This window comes from Olsenella sp. DNF00959 (assembly GCF_001553055.1).
Classification (GTDB): domain Bacteria; phylum Actinomycetota; class Coriobacteriia; order Coriobacteriales; family Atopobiaceae; genus Olsenella_I; species Olsenella_I phocaeensis.
On sequence record NZ_KQ960123.1, the window covers coordinates 537,587 to 556,328 of the forward strand.

12 protein-coding genes are annotated in these 18,742 nt (G+C 70.0%); 10 read left to right on the forward strand and 2 right to left on the reverse strand.

The genetic code is table 11. The features are described 5' to 3' along the window. Positions 1–4: 4 nt before the first annotated feature. The gene (locus HMPREF1868_RS02305; protein WP_062529997.1) at positions 5–2,038 is read right to left on the reverse strand and encodes a class I tRNA ligase family protein; all 2,034 of its coding nucleotides are present in this window, start codon (positions 2,036–2,038) and stop codon (positions 5–7) included. 491 nt (positions 2,039–2,529) lie between these two features. Between HMPREF1868_RS02305 and HMPREF1868_RS02310 the strand changes: the two genes are divergently transcribed. The 4 genes from HMPREF1868_RS02310 to queA all read left to right on the forward strand — a co-directional run bounded on the left by HMPREF1868_RS02310 (position 2,530) and on the right by queA (position 6,514). Next, the gene (locus tag HMPREF1868_RS02310) at positions 2,530–3,189 is read left to right on the forward strand and encodes a DUF1287 domain-containing protein (protein ID WP_062529999.1); all 660 of its coding nucleotides are present in this window, start codon (positions 2,530–2,532) and stop codon (positions 3,187–3,189) included. A 69-nt stretch (positions 3,190–3,258) separates the two neighbouring features. After that, a complete protein-coding gene (locus tag HMPREF1868_RS02315) occupies positions 3,259–4,092 on the forward strand; it encodes a histidinol-phosphatase (RefSeq protein WP_062530001.1) in 834 nt (277 codons plus the stop codon). A gap of 7 nt (positions 4,093–4,099) precedes the next feature. Then, the gene (locus HMPREF1868_RS02320; protein ID WP_062530003.1) at positions 4,100–4,747 is read left to right on the forward strand and encodes an epoxyqueuosine reductase QueH; all 648 of its coding nucleotides are present in this window, start codon (positions 4,100–4,102) and stop codon (positions 4,745–4,747) included. Between the two features lie 603 nt (positions 4,748–5,350). Next, the gene (queA, locus tag HMPREF1868_RS02325) at positions 5,351–6,514 is read left to right on the forward strand and encodes a tRNA preQ1(34) S-adenosylmethionine ribosyltransferase-isomerase QueA (RefSeq protein WP_062530426.1); all 1,164 of its coding nucleotides are present in this window, start codon (positions 5,351–5,353) and stop codon (positions 6,512–6,514) included. 255 nt (positions 6,515–6,769) lie between these two features. Here the strand turns inward: queA and HMPREF1868_RS02330 are convergent, their stop codons facing one another. Further along, positions 6,770–8,050: a coiled-coil domain-containing protein gene (locus HMPREF1868_RS02330; protein WP_062530005.1), complete on the reverse strand. Its 1,281-nt coding sequence runs from the start codon at positions 8,048–8,050 to the stop codon at positions 6,770–6,772. Positions 8,051–8,371: 321 nt separating this feature from the next. Between HMPREF1868_RS02330 and HMPREF1868_RS02335 the strand changes: the two genes are divergently transcribed. The 6 genes from HMPREF1868_RS02335 to HMPREF1868_RS02360 all read left to right on the forward strand — a co-directional run bounded on the left by HMPREF1868_RS02335 (position 8,372) and on the right by HMPREF1868_RS02360 (position 18,741). Further along, entirely contained in the window at positions 8,372–8,653 is a 282-nt protein-coding gene (locus HMPREF1868_RS02335) for an HPr family phosphocarrier protein (RefSeq protein WP_009279515.1), read from the forward strand. 202 nt (positions 8,654–8,855) lie between these two features. Next, a complete protein-coding gene (gene tgt / locus HMPREF1868_RS02340; protein WP_062530007.1) occupies positions 8,856–10,013 on the forward strand; it encodes a tRNA guanosine(34) transglycosylase Tgt in 1,158 nt (385 codons plus the stop codon). 269 nt (positions 10,014–10,282) lie between these two features. Continuing rightward, complete coding sequence (gene secD / locus HMPREF1868_RS02345) at positions 10,283–11,785, forward strand: protein translocase subunit SecD (protein ID WP_062530009.1); 1,503 nt, start codon at positions 10,283–10,285, stop codon at positions 11,783–11,785. Next, complete coding sequence (gene secF, locus HMPREF1868_RS02350; RefSeq protein WP_062530428.1) at positions 11,778–12,734, forward strand: protein translocase subunit SecF; 957 nt, start codon at positions 11,778–11,780, stop codon at positions 12,732–12,734. Before secD ends, secF begins: the two co-directional genes overlap by 8 nt. Position 12,735: 1 nt before the next feature. Continuing rightward, positions 12,736–16,398, forward strand: coding sequence for a single-stranded-DNA-specific exonuclease RecJ (recJ, locus tag HMPREF1868_RS02355; protein ID WP_369817508.1), 3,663 nt, complete (start codon positions 12,736–12,738; stop codon positions 16,396–16,398). Between the two features lie 9 nt (positions 16,399–16,407). Further along, positions 16,408–18,741 carry a RelA/SpoT family protein gene (locus HMPREF1868_RS02360; RefSeq protein WP_062530012.1) on the forward strand — a complete coding sequence of 778 codons (2,334 nt, stop codon included), beginning with the start codon at positions 16,408–16,410 and terminating at the stop codon, positions 18,739–18,741. Position 18,742: the final 1 nt, after the last annotated feature.

An 18,742-nucleotide genomic window follows, 5' to 3' on the forward strand; every position in this document is an offset into this window, starting at 1 on the left:
TGGCCTACCTGCCCTGGCTCTCGTGCCTCTCGAAGAAGTCGAAGCGGGGAGGCAGCGGCACGAGCTCGTGCTCGGAGGGCCTCTCGCCCAGTGCCTCGGCGAGCTGGGCCGGCGTCAGGAAGGCGTTCTCCCAGCTGAAGAAGTCCGCCGCGGCGAAGCCCAGGCGCTTGCAGATGCGCTCGCAGCCGAAGGGCGCCGCGGGGTGCATGAGCAGGGTCGTCGTGCGCAGCGTCGCGAAGGCGTTGGCGAGCGCGTGCTCGTAGGCGGCGTCGTCACCCTTGGCGGCCTTGGACTCGTCACCCCAGCGCTTGTTGGCCGTGCGGGCGAACTCCTCGGCCACGCCCAGCGCCCCGTGGGCATCGAAGCCGTGGGCGCAGCGCTCGAAGGCCAGCGTCGCCTCGCGACAGGCGGCCACGACCTCGGCGTCCGCCTCGACGGAGGGCAGCCTACCGCCGCAGACGTTCTGCGCGCCGTAGAGGCAGCTGCGCGCCAGGCGGTTGAAGATGTTGGTGAGGAAGGCGCTCTCCTTGAGGGCGGGGTCCACCACGCGCGGGTCGTCCTTGACCAGGACGTCCTCGCCGGTCCTCTTGTCCTTGTGGCTCACGCTGGTGTCATAGGGCTTGGGAGAGAAGCTCACGGCCTTCTGGTCCAGGCCCAGGCTCAGCCAGTGGCACCTCAGCTGCTCGGGGGTGTAGTTGTCGAGCAGCTCGGCGGCCATGGGCGGCTTGACCTTGCCCGAGCTGGAGGCCTTCTTGTTCATGAACAGGATGTGGTAGTTGGCCACGGGCGTGTCCTGGAAGAGCCCCCAGTCGAGCGCCTTCCAGAGCGCCGGCTGTGCCACGCAGTAGAAGTAGATGTTGTCCTGGCCGATGAACTGGTAGACGCGGGCGTCGTCGTCGCACCACCAGTCGCGCCAGTCGCGGCTGGAGTAGCGGCCCTCGTCGCTCGTGGCCAGGGCGGCCTGGGTGAAGCTGATGGGGGCCCAGAGGCTCTCGGGCCAGCACCAGACGGTGAGGCCGCCCACGCCCTCGAGCTCCGGCGCGGGCACGCCCCACTCGATGTTGCCGGTGATGCGGAAGGGCAGCAGGCACTTGCCCGTGCGGAAGCGCACGCCGGCGGCCTCCAGGATGCCGCGCGCCTCGTCGCGGTCCTGCCAGCGCGAGAACTCGACGGAGAAGGACTGCTGGCCCTTCTCGGCCTCGCGCAGGGTGTGGTCGGGGAGCTGGTCGCGCGCGGCGTCGAAGGCGGCGCGGAACTTGTCCTGCACGTAGATCACGGGGGCCACGAGCGACTCGCGCACGGTCTTGGTGACGATGGGCCTGACCTGCTCATCGAGGTCCCACTCGTCCATGAGGGCCTTGAGCTCGCCCTCGAAGGCGGGCAGGTCGAAGTACCAGTTGTCGACGGGGCGCAGCTCGGGCGTGGTGCCGGTGAGCTGGGACACGGGGCTGATGAGCTCCTCGGGGTCGAACTGATGGCCCAGGTCGCACTCGTCGGCGTAGGCCTTCTCGCTCTTGCAGCCGCGGACGGGGCAGCGGCCCTGGACCTGACGGCCGTTGAGGAACTGCCCGGCCTCCACGTCATAGAACTGGCGGGTGCTCATCTTGTGCAGGTAGCCGCGGTCGTGCAGGCGGCGGATCAGCTCGGCGGTGAGGCGCTCGTGGAACTCGCGGGCGGGTTCGAGGCCAGAGCCGGCAAAGAGGTCGAGGCTGATGCCGTAGGCGTCGAGCGCGGACTTCTGCGCGTCGTGGTTCTCTCCCACGTAGTCTACGATCGTCCCCTGGTAGCCCTCGGCCACGCGCTTGCGGTAGCCCTCCATGATGGGGGAGCCATAGCAGTCGGTGCCCGAGACGAAGAGCACGTTCTGGGCACCGATGCGGTCGCGCAGGAAGCGGGCGAAGAAGTCTGCGGGCACGAAGACGCCGCCGATGTGGCCGAAGTGCAGGTTCTTGTTGCCGTAGGGCATGCCGCCGGTGATGACCGCGCGGCGGGGGAAGGTGGGACGGGCGGCCTCAAGGGCCTCGCGCTCTGCTGCCATGTGGGAGTTCCTTTGCTTGTGGCTGCTGTGTAACCCCTGCAGTATCCCACAACGTGCCGGGGCGGCGGCGCGGTCGCGGGTGGGCACCGGAGTGCTAGGGCGTACCGGGGTGCCAGGGCGCATCGGTCGTCGGAGCACGCGTCCATGCGTGCCGATGGCGTCGAGCACGCCGTTGCGCACACCCACCGGCAACGAGCACGCCGTTGCGCACACCCATCGGCAGCGAGCACGCTTTTGTGCACGTCGCCTGCTGCGTTTGCCCAGTTGCTGGAGGACGGCATTGTGCGTTCGAGCGTGAAGGATTTTTGGCGCGTGCGTAGCCGCGTGCACGACGGCGACAGACGTGCGTAGCCGCGTGCACGACGGCACGGAAGGGGCGGCTTCTCTCGCCTGCATATAGAATCAAGGCGAGAATGGCACGTCAGGGGATGGTGACAACAGGGACGGCGCAAGGCGAGAGGGGGCTCCGTCCGCATCAGGGGGGTGACGACATGCGTAGGCACGGACGCGGGCGGATGGTCGTCACCGCGGCGGCCGTGGCAACTCTCGCCTGTGCCCTGTTCCTTGCCTGGCAGCTCAACTATGTCCCGCACCCCAGCCACTCCAGCGAGGAGCTGGGCATCGAGCGCTACCAAAGCCCCCGCGACACGGACGCGGACGGCGTGGACGACCAGACCGACATCCTCGAGTCCGCGCGCGCATACGTGGCGACGCGGCCGCGCTACCAGAGCCGCTACTACGCGGGAGGTTGGCCGGACGACGGCTGTGGCGTCTGCACCGACGTGGTTGCGCGGGCGCTCCTCGGGGCGGGCATCGACCTGCGCGCTCTCGTGGCGGCGGACGTCGGCGCGCATCCCGAGGCATACGGCATCGCCGCGCCCGACCCCGACATCGACTTCCGCCGCACGCAGGTGCTCACCCTCTACTTCGAGCGGAACGCGCAGGTCCTCACGACGGACCTCTCCGACGTGGCCGTCTGGCAGGGTGGGGACATCGTGATGTGGGAGGGGCATGTGGGCGTGGTCTCTGACCGGCGGCGCTCGGACGGCATGCCCTTCGTCATTCACCACTGGGGTCCCCTGCAACTGCGCTACGAGGAGGACCGGCTGGACGACTGGGGGCGCATCGTCGGCCACTACCGCTTGGGATAGCCACTGCCGCTTGGGATAGACTGGGGGAGCGGCCGCAGGGCCGACCCCGCGACGACCGAGAGGACGGCCATGTCCAAGCTGCGCGCGAACTTCCACACCCACACCACCTTCTGCGACGGCAGCGCCTCGGCCGAACAGGTGGTCGAGGCGGCCCTGGGCAAGGGCTTCGAGCAACTGGGGTTCTCGGGCCACATGGACCCAGAGATCCACATGGACTGGCCCGCCTACACGGCCGAGGTCAGGCGTCTGCAGCGGAAGTACGCAGGGCGTATCGACATCCTGATGGGCGTCGAGCTGGACAACCTCTACGATCCCGCCTGCTGCCCGGGCGCCGAGTACGTCATCGGCTCCACCCACTTCCTGGATGTGCAGACGCCCTTCCCCATGAGCGTGGACAGCAGCGAGGAGCAGCTGCGCGAGCTCTGCGAGGGCTGTTTCGACGGGGACTGGCTCGCGCTCTGCCGCGCCTACTACGAGCTCGAGGCGCAGGTGCACGACCGCACCAACTGCGACTTCGTGGGACACTTCGACCTGGTGACGCGCTTCAACGACTCCATGCGCTATGTGGACGAGACGAGTTCCGCCTACCTCGGCCCCGCGCTCGAGGCCATGGAGTGCCTGGTGGGGCAGGGCGTCCCCTTCGAGATCAACTGCGGTGCCGTCAACCGCGGGCGCAAGGCGGAGCTCTATCCGAGACACGAGCTTCTGAGGGCCCTGCACGACTTCGGCGGGGAGATTTTGATCAGCGCGGACGCCCACCAGCCCGAGCTCCTGGACGGCGGCTTCGACGTGGCGGTGGCCTCGGCGATCGACTGCGGCTTCACGCACGTGAACGTCCTGGCGCACGATGCCATGGGCGGCGTGGAGTGGCGCCAGCTCGCCCTCGACACGCTGGCGGGGTAGGGGGGCGATGGCGACGGACGGCAGAGGCGTACCGCTCCTCCTGCACGCGTGCTGTGGGCCCTGCTCGCTGGAGCCGCTGCGGCTCCTGCGCGAGGAGGGCTTCGAGCCCACGATCTGCTGGTCCAACCCCAACATCCAGCCGGTGGCGGAGCACGACCGCAGGCTGAGGACGCTTCTCGACTGGGCGCGTGACGTCGCCCACGTGGAAGTCGTCGTCGCTGGTGACGACCGAGGGGCATGGGAGAGGGGCGTCGCTCCCGCGGGCTTCGACCGCGAGCGCCGCTGCAGGTCCTGCTATGCCCTGCGCCTGGCGGAGTCCTGTCGTGTCGCCCGAGAGCGCGGCTTCGAGTACGTCTCGACCACGCTGGCGGTCTCTCCCTACCAGCTCTTCGACGCCTGCGAGGACATGCTGCTCGGCCTTGCCCGGGCCAACGGGCTCACGGCCGTCTGGCGAGACTTCCGCCCGCACTACGCCGAGGCGACGATCGAGTCCCGCGAGCTGGGGATGTACCGCCAGAACTACTGTGGCTGCCGCTTCTCCTCGGCCGAGGCTGCCATGGAGCGGCAGCGCGCCCGCGACGCCCGGAAGGCCGCCCGCGCCGCCCGGCGCGAGGGCAGGCTGGTGGTCGCGCCCCCGGAGTACTTCCCGGGCTAGGCCGGGGACGTTCTCACCTGGGGCTTTGCCTTTGCGCGACGCGTGGGGGCTTGGCACCTGTTGCGGGAGACGCGAGCCCGCCACGGGAGGCGCGAGCCCGCCGCGGGAGGCGAGAAGTGGGTTGCTGCGGGACTTGCGAAGTGGGTTGCTGCGATGCTGCGGGACTTGCGAAGTGGGTGGTTTTCGGGGTGGCCTGCCATGCGGAACCACCCACATCGAGCCGCTCGCGCGAGAGGCGAGAAGTGTGTGGCCACGGTGTCATGGGAACAGCGAAGTGGGTAGCCATGCGCTGCGGGAGTGCCGAAGTGGGCGGAACTCCGGTTCGCATGTAGGCGAGAACCACCCACATCGGCCACCGCGCGCGGCAAGCAGGATGTGAGTGACGCGCCATGTGCGAAATGGGCGCCCGCGCCTCCGCAGCCCGCGCCTCCGCAGCTCGCGCCGCAGCCCCGCCTCCGCAGTCCGTGCCGCAGCAGCCCCGGCGCGCCGCTCCCTCCGACACACAACGCACGCGCTGGCACCCTATAATCTCCCCGCCACGACCCACACGGCTCGCCGGCCCTCCGCCGGCGCCGTCGCCAACAGCAAGGAACCAGCATGCCCATGCGCACCGACGACTTCGACTACCCCCTTCCCGACGAGCTCATCGCCCAGGCCCCCGCGGAGCCCCGCGACTCCTGCCGCCTCCTCGTCCTCGACCGCGAGGACGGTTCCGTCGGGCACCGCCGCTTCACCGACGTCCTCGACTACCTCGAGCCCGGCGACCTCCTCGTCGCCAACAAGACCCGCGTCCTGCCCGCGCGCCTCATGGGCCACAAGCGCGGCACCGGCGGCGTGGCCGAGACCCTCCTGCTCAGACGCCGCGAGGACCTGGACCCGCTGGGCGGCGTCTGGGAGTGCCTGGTCAAGCCGGGCAAGCGCCTGAAGCAGGGGACCGTGGTCGAGTATCGCGAGGGCGGCATCCACGCGCCCCAGGACTGGCCGGTCGTGCTCACGGGCGAGGTCATCGACTACCTGGACGAGAACCGCGGCGGGCGCCTCCTGCGCTTCGTCCCCGCCGCGGGCCTCACCCTTGATGCCGCCATCCACAAGGCGGGCCACGTGCCCCTGCCGCCCTACATCACGGAGTACGAGGGCGACCCCGAGAAGTACCAGACCGTCTACGCCATGCGGGAGGAGCACTCGGCCGCGGCGCCCACGGCGGGCCTGCACTTCACCCCCGAGCTCATGGGGCGCCTCCGCGACAAGGGCGTCAACTGGGCAAACGTCGAGCTCGAGGTGGGCATCGACACCTTCCGACTGGTGGAAGAGGACGACCCCACCCAGCACGTCATGCACACCGAGCGCTATCACGTGGGCCAGGACGTCGTCGACGCGGTGCACGCGGCCAAGGCGGCGGGGCATCGCGTGGTGGCCGTGGGCACGACCTCGGTCCGCTCGCTCGAGAGTGCCTTCGACCCCAGCGTCCCCGCCGCGAGCCCCGCGATGGTGGCCCGCCGCTTCGAGGCCGCGGCCGACTCCGCCGCGGCCCTGGACAGGGGAGACCTGGTGGAGAGGCGCGACGCCACCACCGACCTCTATCTCATGCCAGGCTCGACCTTCCACGTGGTCGACGCCATGATCACCAACTTCCACGTGCCCCGCTCGACGCTCATGATGCTGGTCTCGGCCTTCGCCACCCGCGAGCAGATCATGTCTGCCTACCAGGCCGCCATGGACGAACGCTACCGCTTCCTGAGCTTTGGCGACGCGATGCTGATCCTCTAGCGGGCAAGCGCGGGCTAGGGGGATGGCGGGCGAGAGGGAACGCCCCCCTGGCCGCGGGTTTGGATGCAGCGCGAAAGGCGGTCGCGGCGCGCAATCCACGCACGACCTGCGCGCAAAACCTCGTCCACCTGTCCAAACACAGAACGCCCGCGCAAACCAGGAATGGCCTGCGCGGGCGCTCAGCTTTTGGTGCCTCCACCCTCGGGCGAGAACCGCCTCCTACCGCCCCTGCCCCTAGCGGGCCTCCTGCCGCCCCTAGCGGGGGAGCAGCACGGCCAGCAGCACGACGAGCACGACGAGCGTCGCGAGCACCACGCCCAGGAAGAGCAGGCGCTTGGCGCGGGTGGTCTCGCGCAGGTGGCGCTCCGTGCTGGCGAGACGGGCCACCTCCGCCTCCTGGCGCTCCAGCTCGCCCTTCGCCTCGGCCACGTCGGCGCGCAGCTGGGCCGTGAGCTCCGGCGTGGCGTGGATCTGGTTGGCGTCGTCGAGGACGGCCTGCTCCGCCTCGCGCTCCTCGCGGAGCTTGGCGGCGCGCCCCTCTCCCTCGTCGAGCTCCGCCTTCGCTGCGGACATCTGCTCCTCGAGCCCCTTCTCGGCGGTGAGTGCCTCGTTGTTCATGCCCTCGAACTCCTCGCGCCGCGCGTCCGCCTCCTTGCGGGCGTCCTCGTTCTGGCGCTCCACGGTCTCGAGCGACTGCTTCTGGGTCCAGAGGTGAGTCTGGGCGTTGTCCACGAGCTGCTGGCACTCGGCGGTGACGCGGGTGACCTCGTCGCGGGCGGCGCCCAGGTGGGCCTGCTCGGCCACGACCTCGCCCTGCAGCTTGCCCAGGGCGGCGGGGGCGGCGCTGCCGTCCTTCTGCAGGGCACTGAACTCCGCCTCGATCTTCTGGAGGCGGTCCTTGGCGCTGTCAACCGCCCGGTTGGCGGCCGCGATGCGCTGCTCGCGCTTCTTCACGGCGTCGGCCATCTGCGCGTCGGCGTTCTTGACGGCGCGCCTGATGTCAGAGAGCGAGCGCGCGGTGTCGTCGGAACGCCCCTTGGTCGACTCCATGAGTTCTCGGTAGGGCCTGAGGCGCTCCTCGTTGTCCCGCCTGAGCTCGTCGAGCTGCTGCTGGAGCTGGTCGCGTCGGGCCGAGGCGGCCTGGCAGGCGTCCGCGAGCTCGGCGAGCTGGCGGTCGAGCTGCGCCAGCGCGTCGCCCTGGCGCTGGACGATGCCCTGGTAGTCGGCCTCGACCTCGTCGCGGTGGCCCAGGCGGGCGCCGTCCTCCTCGATCTGCTCCCTGAGCGCCTTGGCGCGCTCGCGGCCGGCGGAGTGCTCGCGCGACGCGGCGCGAACGTTGCGAATCGCCTCGAGCCCCTCGCGCAGCGACCTGCCGGCCTCGCGCGCGGTGCTTGCCGCGACCGAGAGGCCGGCGCCATTCTCGCCCTCGCCCTCCTGGGCGTCCTCGGGGGAGATGGTCTCGATGGGCTCCTGGGTGCCGGGTGCCTCCCGCATCCCTCGGGCCTCATCGCGCTCAGTGTTGGGCTCGTCAGCCATGGCGAGCTCCTTTCCGGTCAGGGGATAGGTGTCCCCGGCAGCTCCTCATATCCCCTCATTCTGCCCCATGGGCCTGCGCTGGCAACGCGCGCCCGGCCATCTGCCCACAATCAGCGCTTTGCGGCGAACTTCCCCGAGGCGGGACTCGGGGGGCGCATGGGCGTCGGCCGGCACGCCAGGGGAGGATTTCCGCGCGGAGGGGTCCCAACGCCATGCCAAATTCAGACCCATGGCTTATCCATGAGCCTGAATGTTTTGCTAGTATGAATCCGTAAGCAGGTCCCGCCGGGGCAACCCTGCATGATGTCAAAGGAGAGCACAATGGTTTCCAAGCAAGTGACGATCGTCAGCGCGACTGGCCTTCACGCGCGTCCGGCCTCCCAGTTCGTTCAGGTTGCCAAGCAGTACCAGAGCGCCGTCACCATCAAGGACGTCGACAAGGGCACCGCTCCCGTCAACGCCAAGTCCATCATGATGATTCTGGCCGCTGGTCTGGGCACCGGCACCAAGGTCGAAATCAGCTGCGACGGCCCCGACGAGCAGGACGCCCTGGGCGGCCTCCTCGGCATCAAGGACGGCGACGAGACCCTCTTCGGCGAGTAGACTCGCTCCCAGGGAATCGGACCCAAGCGAGCCCGGCATCCAGCCGGGCTCTTTTTTGTGAGGGCACCGGGGTCGTTGCCGTGGCGCAGGTGGGTGGGTCGCACGGGCGCGCCGTGGCTCAGGACGCGCCTGCGCTGGCCGCCGCCGTCCGCGGAGCAGGCCACGGCCAGGGCCCACGAGGAGCAAGGCGAGAGGAACGCAGATGAGCGAGGCCGCAGTGCCCAAGGACAAGTGGTTCAGCTACGACGTCGTGGCCGAGGACCCCCAGACGCACGCCCGGGCAGGCGTGCTGCACACCCCACACGGGGACGTCTCCACGCCCATCTTCATGCCCGTGGGCACCAAGGCCACGGTGAAGGGGCTCCTCCCCCAGAACCTCGAGCAGCTGGGCACCAAGATCCTCCTCGCCAACACCTACCACCTCTCGCAGCGCCCGGGCACCGGGCTCGTGGCCGAGATGGGCGGCCTGCACGAGTTCATGCAGTGGCACGGCCCCATCCTCACCGACTCGGGCGGCTTCCAGGTCTTCAGCCACGGCTCCAACGTGAGGCTGAGCGACGAGGGCGTGACCTTCCGCACCGTCGACTACGACGGCTCCTACGTGCACTGGACGCCCGAGTCCAACATGCGCATGGCCGAGGAGCTGGGTGCCGACATCGTGATGCAGCTCGACCAGTGCCCGGGCTATCCCGCGACGCGCCGCTTCGTCGAGCGGGCCGTCGACCTCTCGAGCATGTGGGCCGAGCGCTGCTGGAAGGCGCACCGGCGCGAGGACCAGGCACTCTTCGGCATCGTCCAGGGCGGCATGCACATGGACCTGCGCCTGCGCTCGCTCGAGCGGCTCGAGTCCATGGGGGACTTCCCGGGCTACGGCATCGGCGGCTACTCGGTGGGCGAGAGCCACGAGCTCATGTTCGAGACCCTGGCGCCCCTCGCCAGCGAGCACATGCCCAAGGGCAAGCCCCGCTACCTCATGGGCGTGGGCAACCCCACCACGCTGGTCCACGGCGTCGAGTGCGGCATCGACATGTTCGACTGCGTGCTGCCCACCCGCACCGCGCGCAGCGGGACGGCCTTCTCCAGCGAGGGGCGCCTCAACTTCAGGAACGCCCGCTTCGCCCGCGACCACGGCCCCATCGACCCGGCCTGCGGCTGTCCCGTCTGCACGGGCGGCTACTCCCGCGCCTACATCCGCCACCTGGTCAAGCAGGACGAGATGCTGGGCTCCATCCTGCTCTCCATGCACAACGTCCACTACCTGCTGGACCTCATGCGACGCGCCCGCGAGGCCATCATTAGGGGAGAGTACGCCTCCTTCGTGTCCCGCTGGGACGAGCTTCCCGCCGCCAGGGACTGGTAGGGGAGGGGCTCGGACGGGCGCGCCTCGACGCTCGTCGGCGCTTCGTCAGGCGAGAGCTGCCGACAATTCGCCCTTTGACAATTCGCCCTTTGAGGGCAAGGACACCTCCTGGCCCTCCATTTGTCGGCAGCTTTGCGGGCGAGAGCTGCCGACCAGCTCCCCTCCCCGGCCCTCCCGGGGTCCCGTCCCACGTCATCGCCCATGTCGGGCTAGAATGACGGGGTTGACTTTTTGAGAGGGGCGCCCTGCGCCTCGGGACGGGAGTGCCGATGTCGGAAGAGAAGAGCCCGGAGCGCGCCAGCGGCGTGGACCGGTGGAAGGCCACGGAGGCCGCGGGCGGGAAGCCCCGCCGCGACCGCCGCCGCAAGGGAAGGGGCACCGGTCCGCACGCGTCCGCTCATGCCCGCCGCTACCTGGGGACCCTCGTCGCCCTCGCGGTCCTGCTCGTCGCCTGCGCCGTGGGCTTCACGCCCCTGGGCGAGCGCATCACGCAGGGCCTCGACATCCGCGGGGGCGTGTCCGTGATCATGGCGGCCTCGAAGCCCGACGGCTCCGCCCCCACCGCCGACGAGATGGCCACCGCCACGAGCATCGTCCAGAGCCGCGTCAACTCCCTCGGCGCCTCCGAGACCTCCGTCCAGCAGCAGGGCACCAACTCCATCCTGATCCAGATTCCGGGCGCCACCGACGCCCAGGCGGCCATCCAGACCATCGGGCAGACGGGCAAGCTCGAGTTCGTCCGCATGGACGAGATAGGCGACGCCGACGCCCTGGCCAAGCTCAACGCGGGCTCGGAGGGCGTGCGGCTCGAAGAGGGGAGCTACACTGCCTTCCTCGACGGCTCGCACATCTCGAGCACCGCCGTGGCGCAGAGCTCCTCCTCGGCGACCGGCGACTACGTGGTCAACCTGAGCCTCGACCCCGAGGGCTCGGCCGCCTTCGCCGACGTCACCCGCGAGCTCGCGCCGCACAAGGGCCGCATCGCCATCGTGCTCGACGGCGTCGTGAACTCCGCCCCCGCCGTCCAGTCCGAGATCACGGGCGGCCAGGTCTCGATCTCGGGCAACTTCACCCTCGAGCAGGCGAAGTCGCTCAAGACCGTGCTCGACTCCGGCTCGCTGCCCGTCACGCTGACCTACTCCGAGAGCCGCGTGGTGGGCCCCACCCTGGGCCAGGACTCCCTCTCGAAGGGCGTCGTGGCCATCGCCGTGGGCGTGGCCGCGGTGGTCGTCTACCTCTTCCTCTTCTACCGCGGCCTGGGCATCCTCACCATGGGCTCGCTCGCCGTCTTCGCCCTGCTCTACCTGGGGCTCCTCGCACTGCTCTCGCACTTCGGCTCCTTCGCGCTCACGCTTCCCGGCCTTGCCGGCATGGTGCTCACCACGGGCTCGGCCGCGGACTCCTCGATACTGGTGCTCGAGCGCTTCAGGGAGGAGGTCCGCATGGGCCGCAGCATCAAGAACGCCGCCGTCTCGGGCGCGCGGCACGGCATCCTGACCTCGCTCGACGCCGACGCCGTCACCCTGGTCACGGCCCTCGCCCTCTTCCTCGTGGCCGTGGGCCCCGTCAAGGGCTTCGGCCTCACCCTGGCCTTGGGCATCGCCTGCGACGTCGTGACCATGCTCTGCTTCAAGGCGCCGGCGCTCAGGCTCCTCGCCCTCGGCCCCATCCAGCGCCATCCCGGCTTCTGGGGCATAGCCCAGGACCTCGAGGAGGCAGCCTCCGGCCAGGGGGACGCGGAGCGCCAGAGGGGGGGTGTGGCCCGTGCGTAGCCACTTCGAGCGCGAGATTCCCTTCATCCAGCACCGCCGCCAGCTCCTGGGCCTCTCCTGCGCCCTGGTCGTCCTCGCCGTGCTGGGCATCGCCCTGCGCGGCCTCGTCTTCGGCATCGAGTTCCGCGGGGGCACCGAGGTCGACTTCACCGGCACCGGCGAGCTCACGATAGAGCAGATGAGGGACGCCCTCACCGCCGCGGGCGAGGTGGACCCCACCGTCCAGACCACCGTGAGCGACGGCAGCGCGGGCTTCCTGGTGCGTTCGGACACCGTTGACCCAAGCGTCGCCAACCAGCATGCCGCCGAGGCGGCCAAGGCCCTGGGGCTCACCGACCAGAACTACACCGTCACCACCATCGGGCCCGACTGGGGCGCCGACGTGACGCGCACCTCCGCCCTGGCCTTCGGCCTGGCGATCCTGGCCATCATCGCCTTCGTGTCGATCCGCTACGAGTTCAAGATGTCCATCACGGCCGTCGTCGCGCTGGTCCACGACCTGCTCATCATCGTGGGCGTCTACGCCTGGACCCAGATTGCAATCACGCCCAACGTCGTCGCGGCGCTCCTCACGATCATGGGCTACTCGCTCTATGACACGGTGGTCGAGTTCAACCGCATGAACGAGAACGCCAAGGGCCCGCGCGACCCGCGCCACCGCACCTACTACCAGATCTGCAACTTCTCGATCAACGAGGTCATCGTCCGCACCATCAACACCACTATCACCTCGCTCGTGCCCGTCGTGGCCATGCTCGCCCTGGGCGGCGCGACCCTCAAGGACTTCGCCTTCGCCATGCTGGTGGGCGAGCTTTTGGGGACCTACTCCAGCTTCGCCGTCGCCTCGCCGCTCCTGGCCATCTGGAAGACGCGCGAGCCCAAGTGGAGGAAGCTCGAGGAGAGGTACGGAGAGGCCGCCGCCCAGGCGGCCCCGAAGGAAGCCGAGTAGCGTGGCCGGGCTCATGGGCAGCCGGCGCTGGGAGCTCTGCGCCCCGAACCCCGCCCTCGAGCGCGAGCTCTCGTCGCAGCTGGGGCTTGTGCCCCTGGTGGCGCGCGTCATGGCCGCGCGCGGCGTCGCCTCCGTCGACGAGGCGCGGACGTTCCTCACTCCCTCCCTCGCGCGCGACTGGTGCGACCCTCTGCTCGTCCCCGGCATGGCCGACGCCGCGGGTCGCATCGAGAGGGCCGTCCGCACGGGCCAGACCGTCGCGATATTCGGCGACTTCGACGTGGACGGCATGTCCGCCACGGCCCTCCTCACCCTGGGCCTGCGCGAGCTTGGGGCGGAGGTGCACCCCTACATACCCCATCGCTTCGGCGAGGGCTACGGGCTCAGCCGCGAGGCCCTGGGCCGCGTGATCGAGGGCTGCGACCCCGACCTCGTGGTCACGGTGGACAACGGCATCGCCGCCCGCGAGGAGGTCGCCTGGCTCGTGGGACAGGGCGTCGACGTCGTGGTGACGGACCACCACGAGCCCGCCGAGCTTGTGCCCGAGGGCGTACCCGTGACTGACCCCAAGCTCGCCGACGACTGCCCGAGCCGCGAGCTTGCGGGGGCCGGCGTCGCGCTCAAGCTCCTCCAGGAGCTGGGCCGGCGGCTGGGCGCCCCCGACCTCTGGCGTTCCTACACCGAGGTCGCGACCCTGGGCACGGTGTCAGACATGATGCTCCTCTCGGGAGAGAACCGCGCCCTCGTGGCCGACGGGATCTCCCGCATGCGCGAGGCGGCCCGCCCGGGCATCGTCGCCCTGGCGGCCACCGCCCGCGTGGACGTGACGACGATCACCTCCGACCAGCTGCCCTTCTCCCTTGTGCCCCGCCTCAACGCGGCGGGACGCATGGGCACCACCGACGTGGCCTTCGAGCTCCTGCTCACCGACGACCTGGAGCGCGCCCAGCAGCTCGCCGCCCGCCTCGAGCAGGTCAACTCCGAGCGGCGCGAGATAGAGGCGCAGCTCACTGAGGAGGCCATGGCCAAGGTCGACTCCTCCTTCGACGGGGGCCGCGTGGTCGTGGTCTCGGGCGAGGGCTGGCACGAGGGCGTGAAGGGCATCGTGGCGAGCCGCATGACCAACCGCTACCACGTCCCCGCCATCGTCTTCTCCATCTCGGACGGCATCGCGCGCGGCTCTGGCCGCTCGGTGGGCTCCGTGGACCTCTTCCGCGCCGTGGAGCAGTGCTCCGACCTCCTCGTCCGCTTCGGCGGGCATGCCGGTGCCGTGGGCGTCACCTGCGACGTCGCCAACCTGGACGCCTTCAGGGTGCGCCTGGGGGAGGTCATGGCGGAGCTCCCCGACTCCCAGTTCGAGGACAGGGGGGAGGTCTGCGCCCTGGTGGACCTGGCCGAGATGACCGTTCCCAACATCGAGGCGCTCGAGACGCTGCAGCCCTTCGGCCAGGGCAACAAGAAGCCGCTCCTGGGCGTGCGCGGCGTGAGCATGCGCAACCGCGCCCGCGTGGGCTCCGACGGCAGCCACCTGCGCTTCGTGGCCACCGACGGCATGTCCTCGGTTCCCGCGATCATGTTCCGCGCGCCCGACATCGAGCGCGCGAACGACTGCGACGCCGCGGTCGACCTGGTCTTCGAGCCCGTGGCAGAGACCTGGCAGGGCCGCACGAAGCCCAAGCTCATGGTGAAGGACATCCTCTATCGCGACGAGCCCGAGCCTGCCCGTGAGGGGGAGGCCGGCGTGGCCGAGGAGCTCTTCTCGCATGCGTCCGAGGTACTCTCGCGCGACGAGTTCGCGGGCATCGCCGAGGCGCAGGGCTTCGTGACCAAGCTCATGGGCGTGAGCTTTGCCGGGCGCCAGGAGCTTGTGCGCGGCCTCTCCGCAGGCGACGACCTCCGGCTCGGGCGCGAGCCCCAGAACCCCGACGACCCCAACGCGATCGCGGTGTTCGACGGCTCGGGCAGGCGCCTCGGCTACCTGCGCCGCCAGATAGCGGCCGCCCTCGCGCCCCATGTGGACGCGGGACGACGCTACGAGGCGCGCGTGCTCGACGTCACCGGGGGAGACGAGCTCCGACCCACGCTGGGCGTCAACCTGCGCCTCGAGCGCGTGGCCGGAACCGAGCCGACGGGAGGGGACGCGGCCTGCGCCCCCTCGTCCGTGCGCGCCGAGCTCGCCTCGCTGGGCGCGGGCGAGCTGAGGGCGCGCCTGGTGCGCTCCCTCATCGGCGACCACGAGCTCCTTCCGGCCCAGGTCGCGGCTCTCGACCGGCTCGCCGCCGGCCGTTCCACGCTCTGCGTCATGGCGACGGGCCGCGGCAAGTCCCTCGTCTTCCACGTGCACGCCGCGATCTCGGCGCTCCGCGCCGGGAAGGCGAGCGTCTTCGTGTACCCGCTGCGCGCGCTGGTGAGCGACCAGTCCTTCCACCTCGCCGCCGCCTTCGCCAAGCTCGGCATGAGCGTGCGCGTCCTCACGGGCGAGAGCTCCCGCGGCGAGCGTGACGACGTCTTCTGCGGCCTGGCATCCGGCGCGGTGGACGTCCTCCTCACCACGCCCGAGTTCCTGGCCATCCACGCGGACCGCTTCGCCTCCTCCGGGCGCGTCGGCTTCGTGGTGGTGGACGAGGCCCACCATGCGGGCGAGACGGGCGGGCGCAGCGCCTACGCCCAGCTCCCACGGGTGTTGGAGCGGCTCGGGAACCCCGTCGCGCTGGCTGTGACCGCCACGGCCCAGGCGGGGGTCGCGCGCGAGCTCTGCCGGCTCCTCTCCATCGACGAGCGCGACGTCGTGGTGGATGCGAGCGTCCGCGACAACCTGCGTGTGCGCGACTGCCGCGAGCTCCGCGACCGTGACAGCGCCCTGGTCTCGGTCGTCGCGACGGGCATGAAGACCGTGGTCTACGTCAACTCGCGCGAGCAGTCCGTCTCGCTCGCGCGGATGCTGCGCAAGGCCGTCCCCGAGCTCGCGCGGCGCATCGCCTTCTACAACGCCGGCCTCACCCGCGCCGACCGCGGCAGGGTCGAGGACGCCTTCCGTGCGGGCGAGCTCAAGTGCATCGTGTCCACGAGCGCCTTCGGCGAGGGCGTCAACCTGCCCGACATCCGCAACGTGATGCTCTACCACATGCCCTTCGGCTCCATCGAGTTCAACCAGATGAGCGGCCGGGCGGGCAGGGACGGCCAGGACGCCTGCGTCTGGCTGCTCTTCGGCGGCAGGGACGCGCGCATCAACGAGAGGATCCTCGCCGCCTCGGCCCCGGAGCGCTCGGAGCTCGTGACGCTCTACCGGGTGCTCCGCGAGCTCGCGGACGGGCAGGCGGCGGCCACGGGCCTGAGGCTCACCAACGCCGACCTCGCCCAGGAGGCGCTCCTGCGCCATCCCGCCTCGCAGTTGGACGAGCGCGCCGTGTCGTGCGGCATCTCGGTCTTCCGAGAGCTGGGCTTCCTCTCCACGGACGGCTACGGCTCCGCCCGCCGAATTACCATGGCCCAGAGCCCCTCGCACGTCCAGCTCGACCGCTCCATTCGCTATCTTGAGGGGCTACGCCTTCGCGACGAGTTCCAGGCGTTTCGCGACTGGGCGCTCTCGAGCAGCCCGCAGGAGCTTCTCGATCGCATCAACAGGCCCATCACGCCCGGCTTCGGTGACGTGGTGGACGGCTAGGAGGTCCTGATGGCCAACGCAGACTCGGCTCCCGCCCGACGAAGGGAGACCCCGCAGGCCGACAACTGGCGGGTCCTGTGCAACACCTGCTCCGGCTACCTCGACGGCGGCGAGCTCACCCGCGTCAAGGAGGCCTATTCCTTCGCGGCCGAGTTTCACGCCGACCAGCGCAGGCGCTCGGGCGAGCCCTACATCAACCATCCCGTCGAGGTGGCACTGATCCTGGCCAAGGACCTCAGGATGGACGGCGACTCCATCTGCGCCGCCCTCTTGCACGACACGGTCGAGGACACCCCCGCGACCCTGGCGGACATCTCGGTGCGCTTCGGCGAGACCGTGGCAGAGCTCGTCGACGGCGTCACCAAGCTCACCTCGATCCAGGTCGCCTCCATGGACGAGAAGCAGGCCCTCAACCTGCGCAAGATGTTCCTCGCCATGTCCAAGGACATCCGCGTGGTCATCATCAAGCTGGCCGACCGCCTGCACAACATGCGCACCCTGGCGGCCCTCAAGCCCGACCGCCGCGCCTTCAAGGCCCGCGAGACCATGGACGTCTACGCTCCCCTCGCGGACCGCCTGGGCATCTCGTCGGTGAAGTGGGAGCTCGAGGACCTGGCCTTCTTCTACCTCGAGCCCACCGAGTACGAGCGCGTGGCGCGCATGGTGCAGGACTCCCGCGCCCAGCGCGAGCAGGACACCGCCGAGGCCATCCGCATCCTGGACGGCGAGCTCGCGCGGGTGGGGCTCGCGGGCTACCAGATCACCGGCCGCCCCAAGCACCTCTGGTCCATCTACCAGAAGATGACGCGCAAGGGCAAGGAGTTCAGCGACATCTACGACCTCATCGCCCTGCGCGTCCTCACGCCCTCCGTGGGGGACTGCTACAGCGTGCTGGGCGCCGTCCACTCGCTCTGGCACCCGCTGCCCGGTCGCTTCAAGGACTACGTGGCCATGCCCAAGCCCAACGGCTACCGCTCGCTGCACACCACGGTCATCGGCTCTGACGCGCGCCCCATCGAGATACAGATCCGCACCTACGAGATGCACGACCAGGCGGAGTACGGCATCGCCGCCCACTGGCTCTACAAGAAGTCGGGCGGGTCGCGCGGCCAGATGTCCCAGGGCGAGCGCGAGATAGACAACCAGATCAACTGGATTCGCCGCAGCCTGGACTGGGCCGTGGACGACGACATGGGCGACGCCCACGAGTTCCTCAACAACCTGCGCGTCGACCTCTTCGAGGACGAGATATTCGTCTTCACCCCCAAGGGCGAGGTCATGAGCCTGAGGCGCGATTCCACCCCCCTCGACTTCGCCTACACCGTCCACACCGAGGTGGGCAACCACTGCGTGGGGGCCAAGGTCAACGGCTCGGTCGTTCCTCTCACCTACCGCCTCCAGAGCGGCGACAGGGTCGAGATCCTGACCAACAAGAACTCCAAGCCAAGCCGCGACTGGCTGCACCTGGTGGCGACGCCCTCCGCCAAGGCCAAGATCAGGAAGTACTTCACGACCCTCTCCAAGACCGACGACGCGGAGCAGGGGAGAAGCGACCTCGCCCACGAGCTGCGCAAGCGCGGGTACGGCATCTCGACCCAGCGGGTGCAGAGGGCCATCGACAAGGTGGTGCGCCAGCTCGACCTCGTGCGCAGCGACGACCTCTTCGCCGCCGTGGGCACGGGCAAGCTGAGCCCACGCCAGATCGCGAACCGCATCGAGGAGGCGCTGGGCGAGGCCTCCACCAAGACGGTGGAGGCGGAGCGCCAGGCGGCGCGCCGCGACGAGCGTGAGCGCGCGATGGCGGAGGACAGGCCGCTGGTCAACGCCGCGGCGCGCGCCGCCTCGGACAAGAGGCGGCGCAGCAACTGCGGCGTCGTGGCAAAGGGCGACTCGGACCTCCTGGTGCACCTGGCCCACTGCTGCAGCCCCGTCGCCGGCGACGAGATCGTGGGCTTCGTGACCCGTGGGCGCGGCGTGTCGGTGCACCGCGCGAACTGCCCCAACGTGAAGAGCCTCATGTCACATCCCGAGCGCATGATCGAGGTGGAGTGGGACGCCACCGGTGCCACCGAGTTCCAGGTCGAGATCGTGGTCGAGGCGACGGACAGGATGGGCCTGCTCAAGGACGTCACCATCGCCCTGGGGGATGGTGGTGGCAACATCCTGAGTGCCGCCACCCAGACCTCGAGCTCCGGCGCCGCCCGGCTGCGCTTCCTGATCGCCATCTCCGACGTGAGCCGGCTGGGGCCGCTGCTCGCCGCCGTCAACCGCGTGCCCAGCGTGTATGATGCCCGTCGCATCATGCCGGGCGAGGGCGCCAACCAGATGAAGAGGAGGGTCTAGC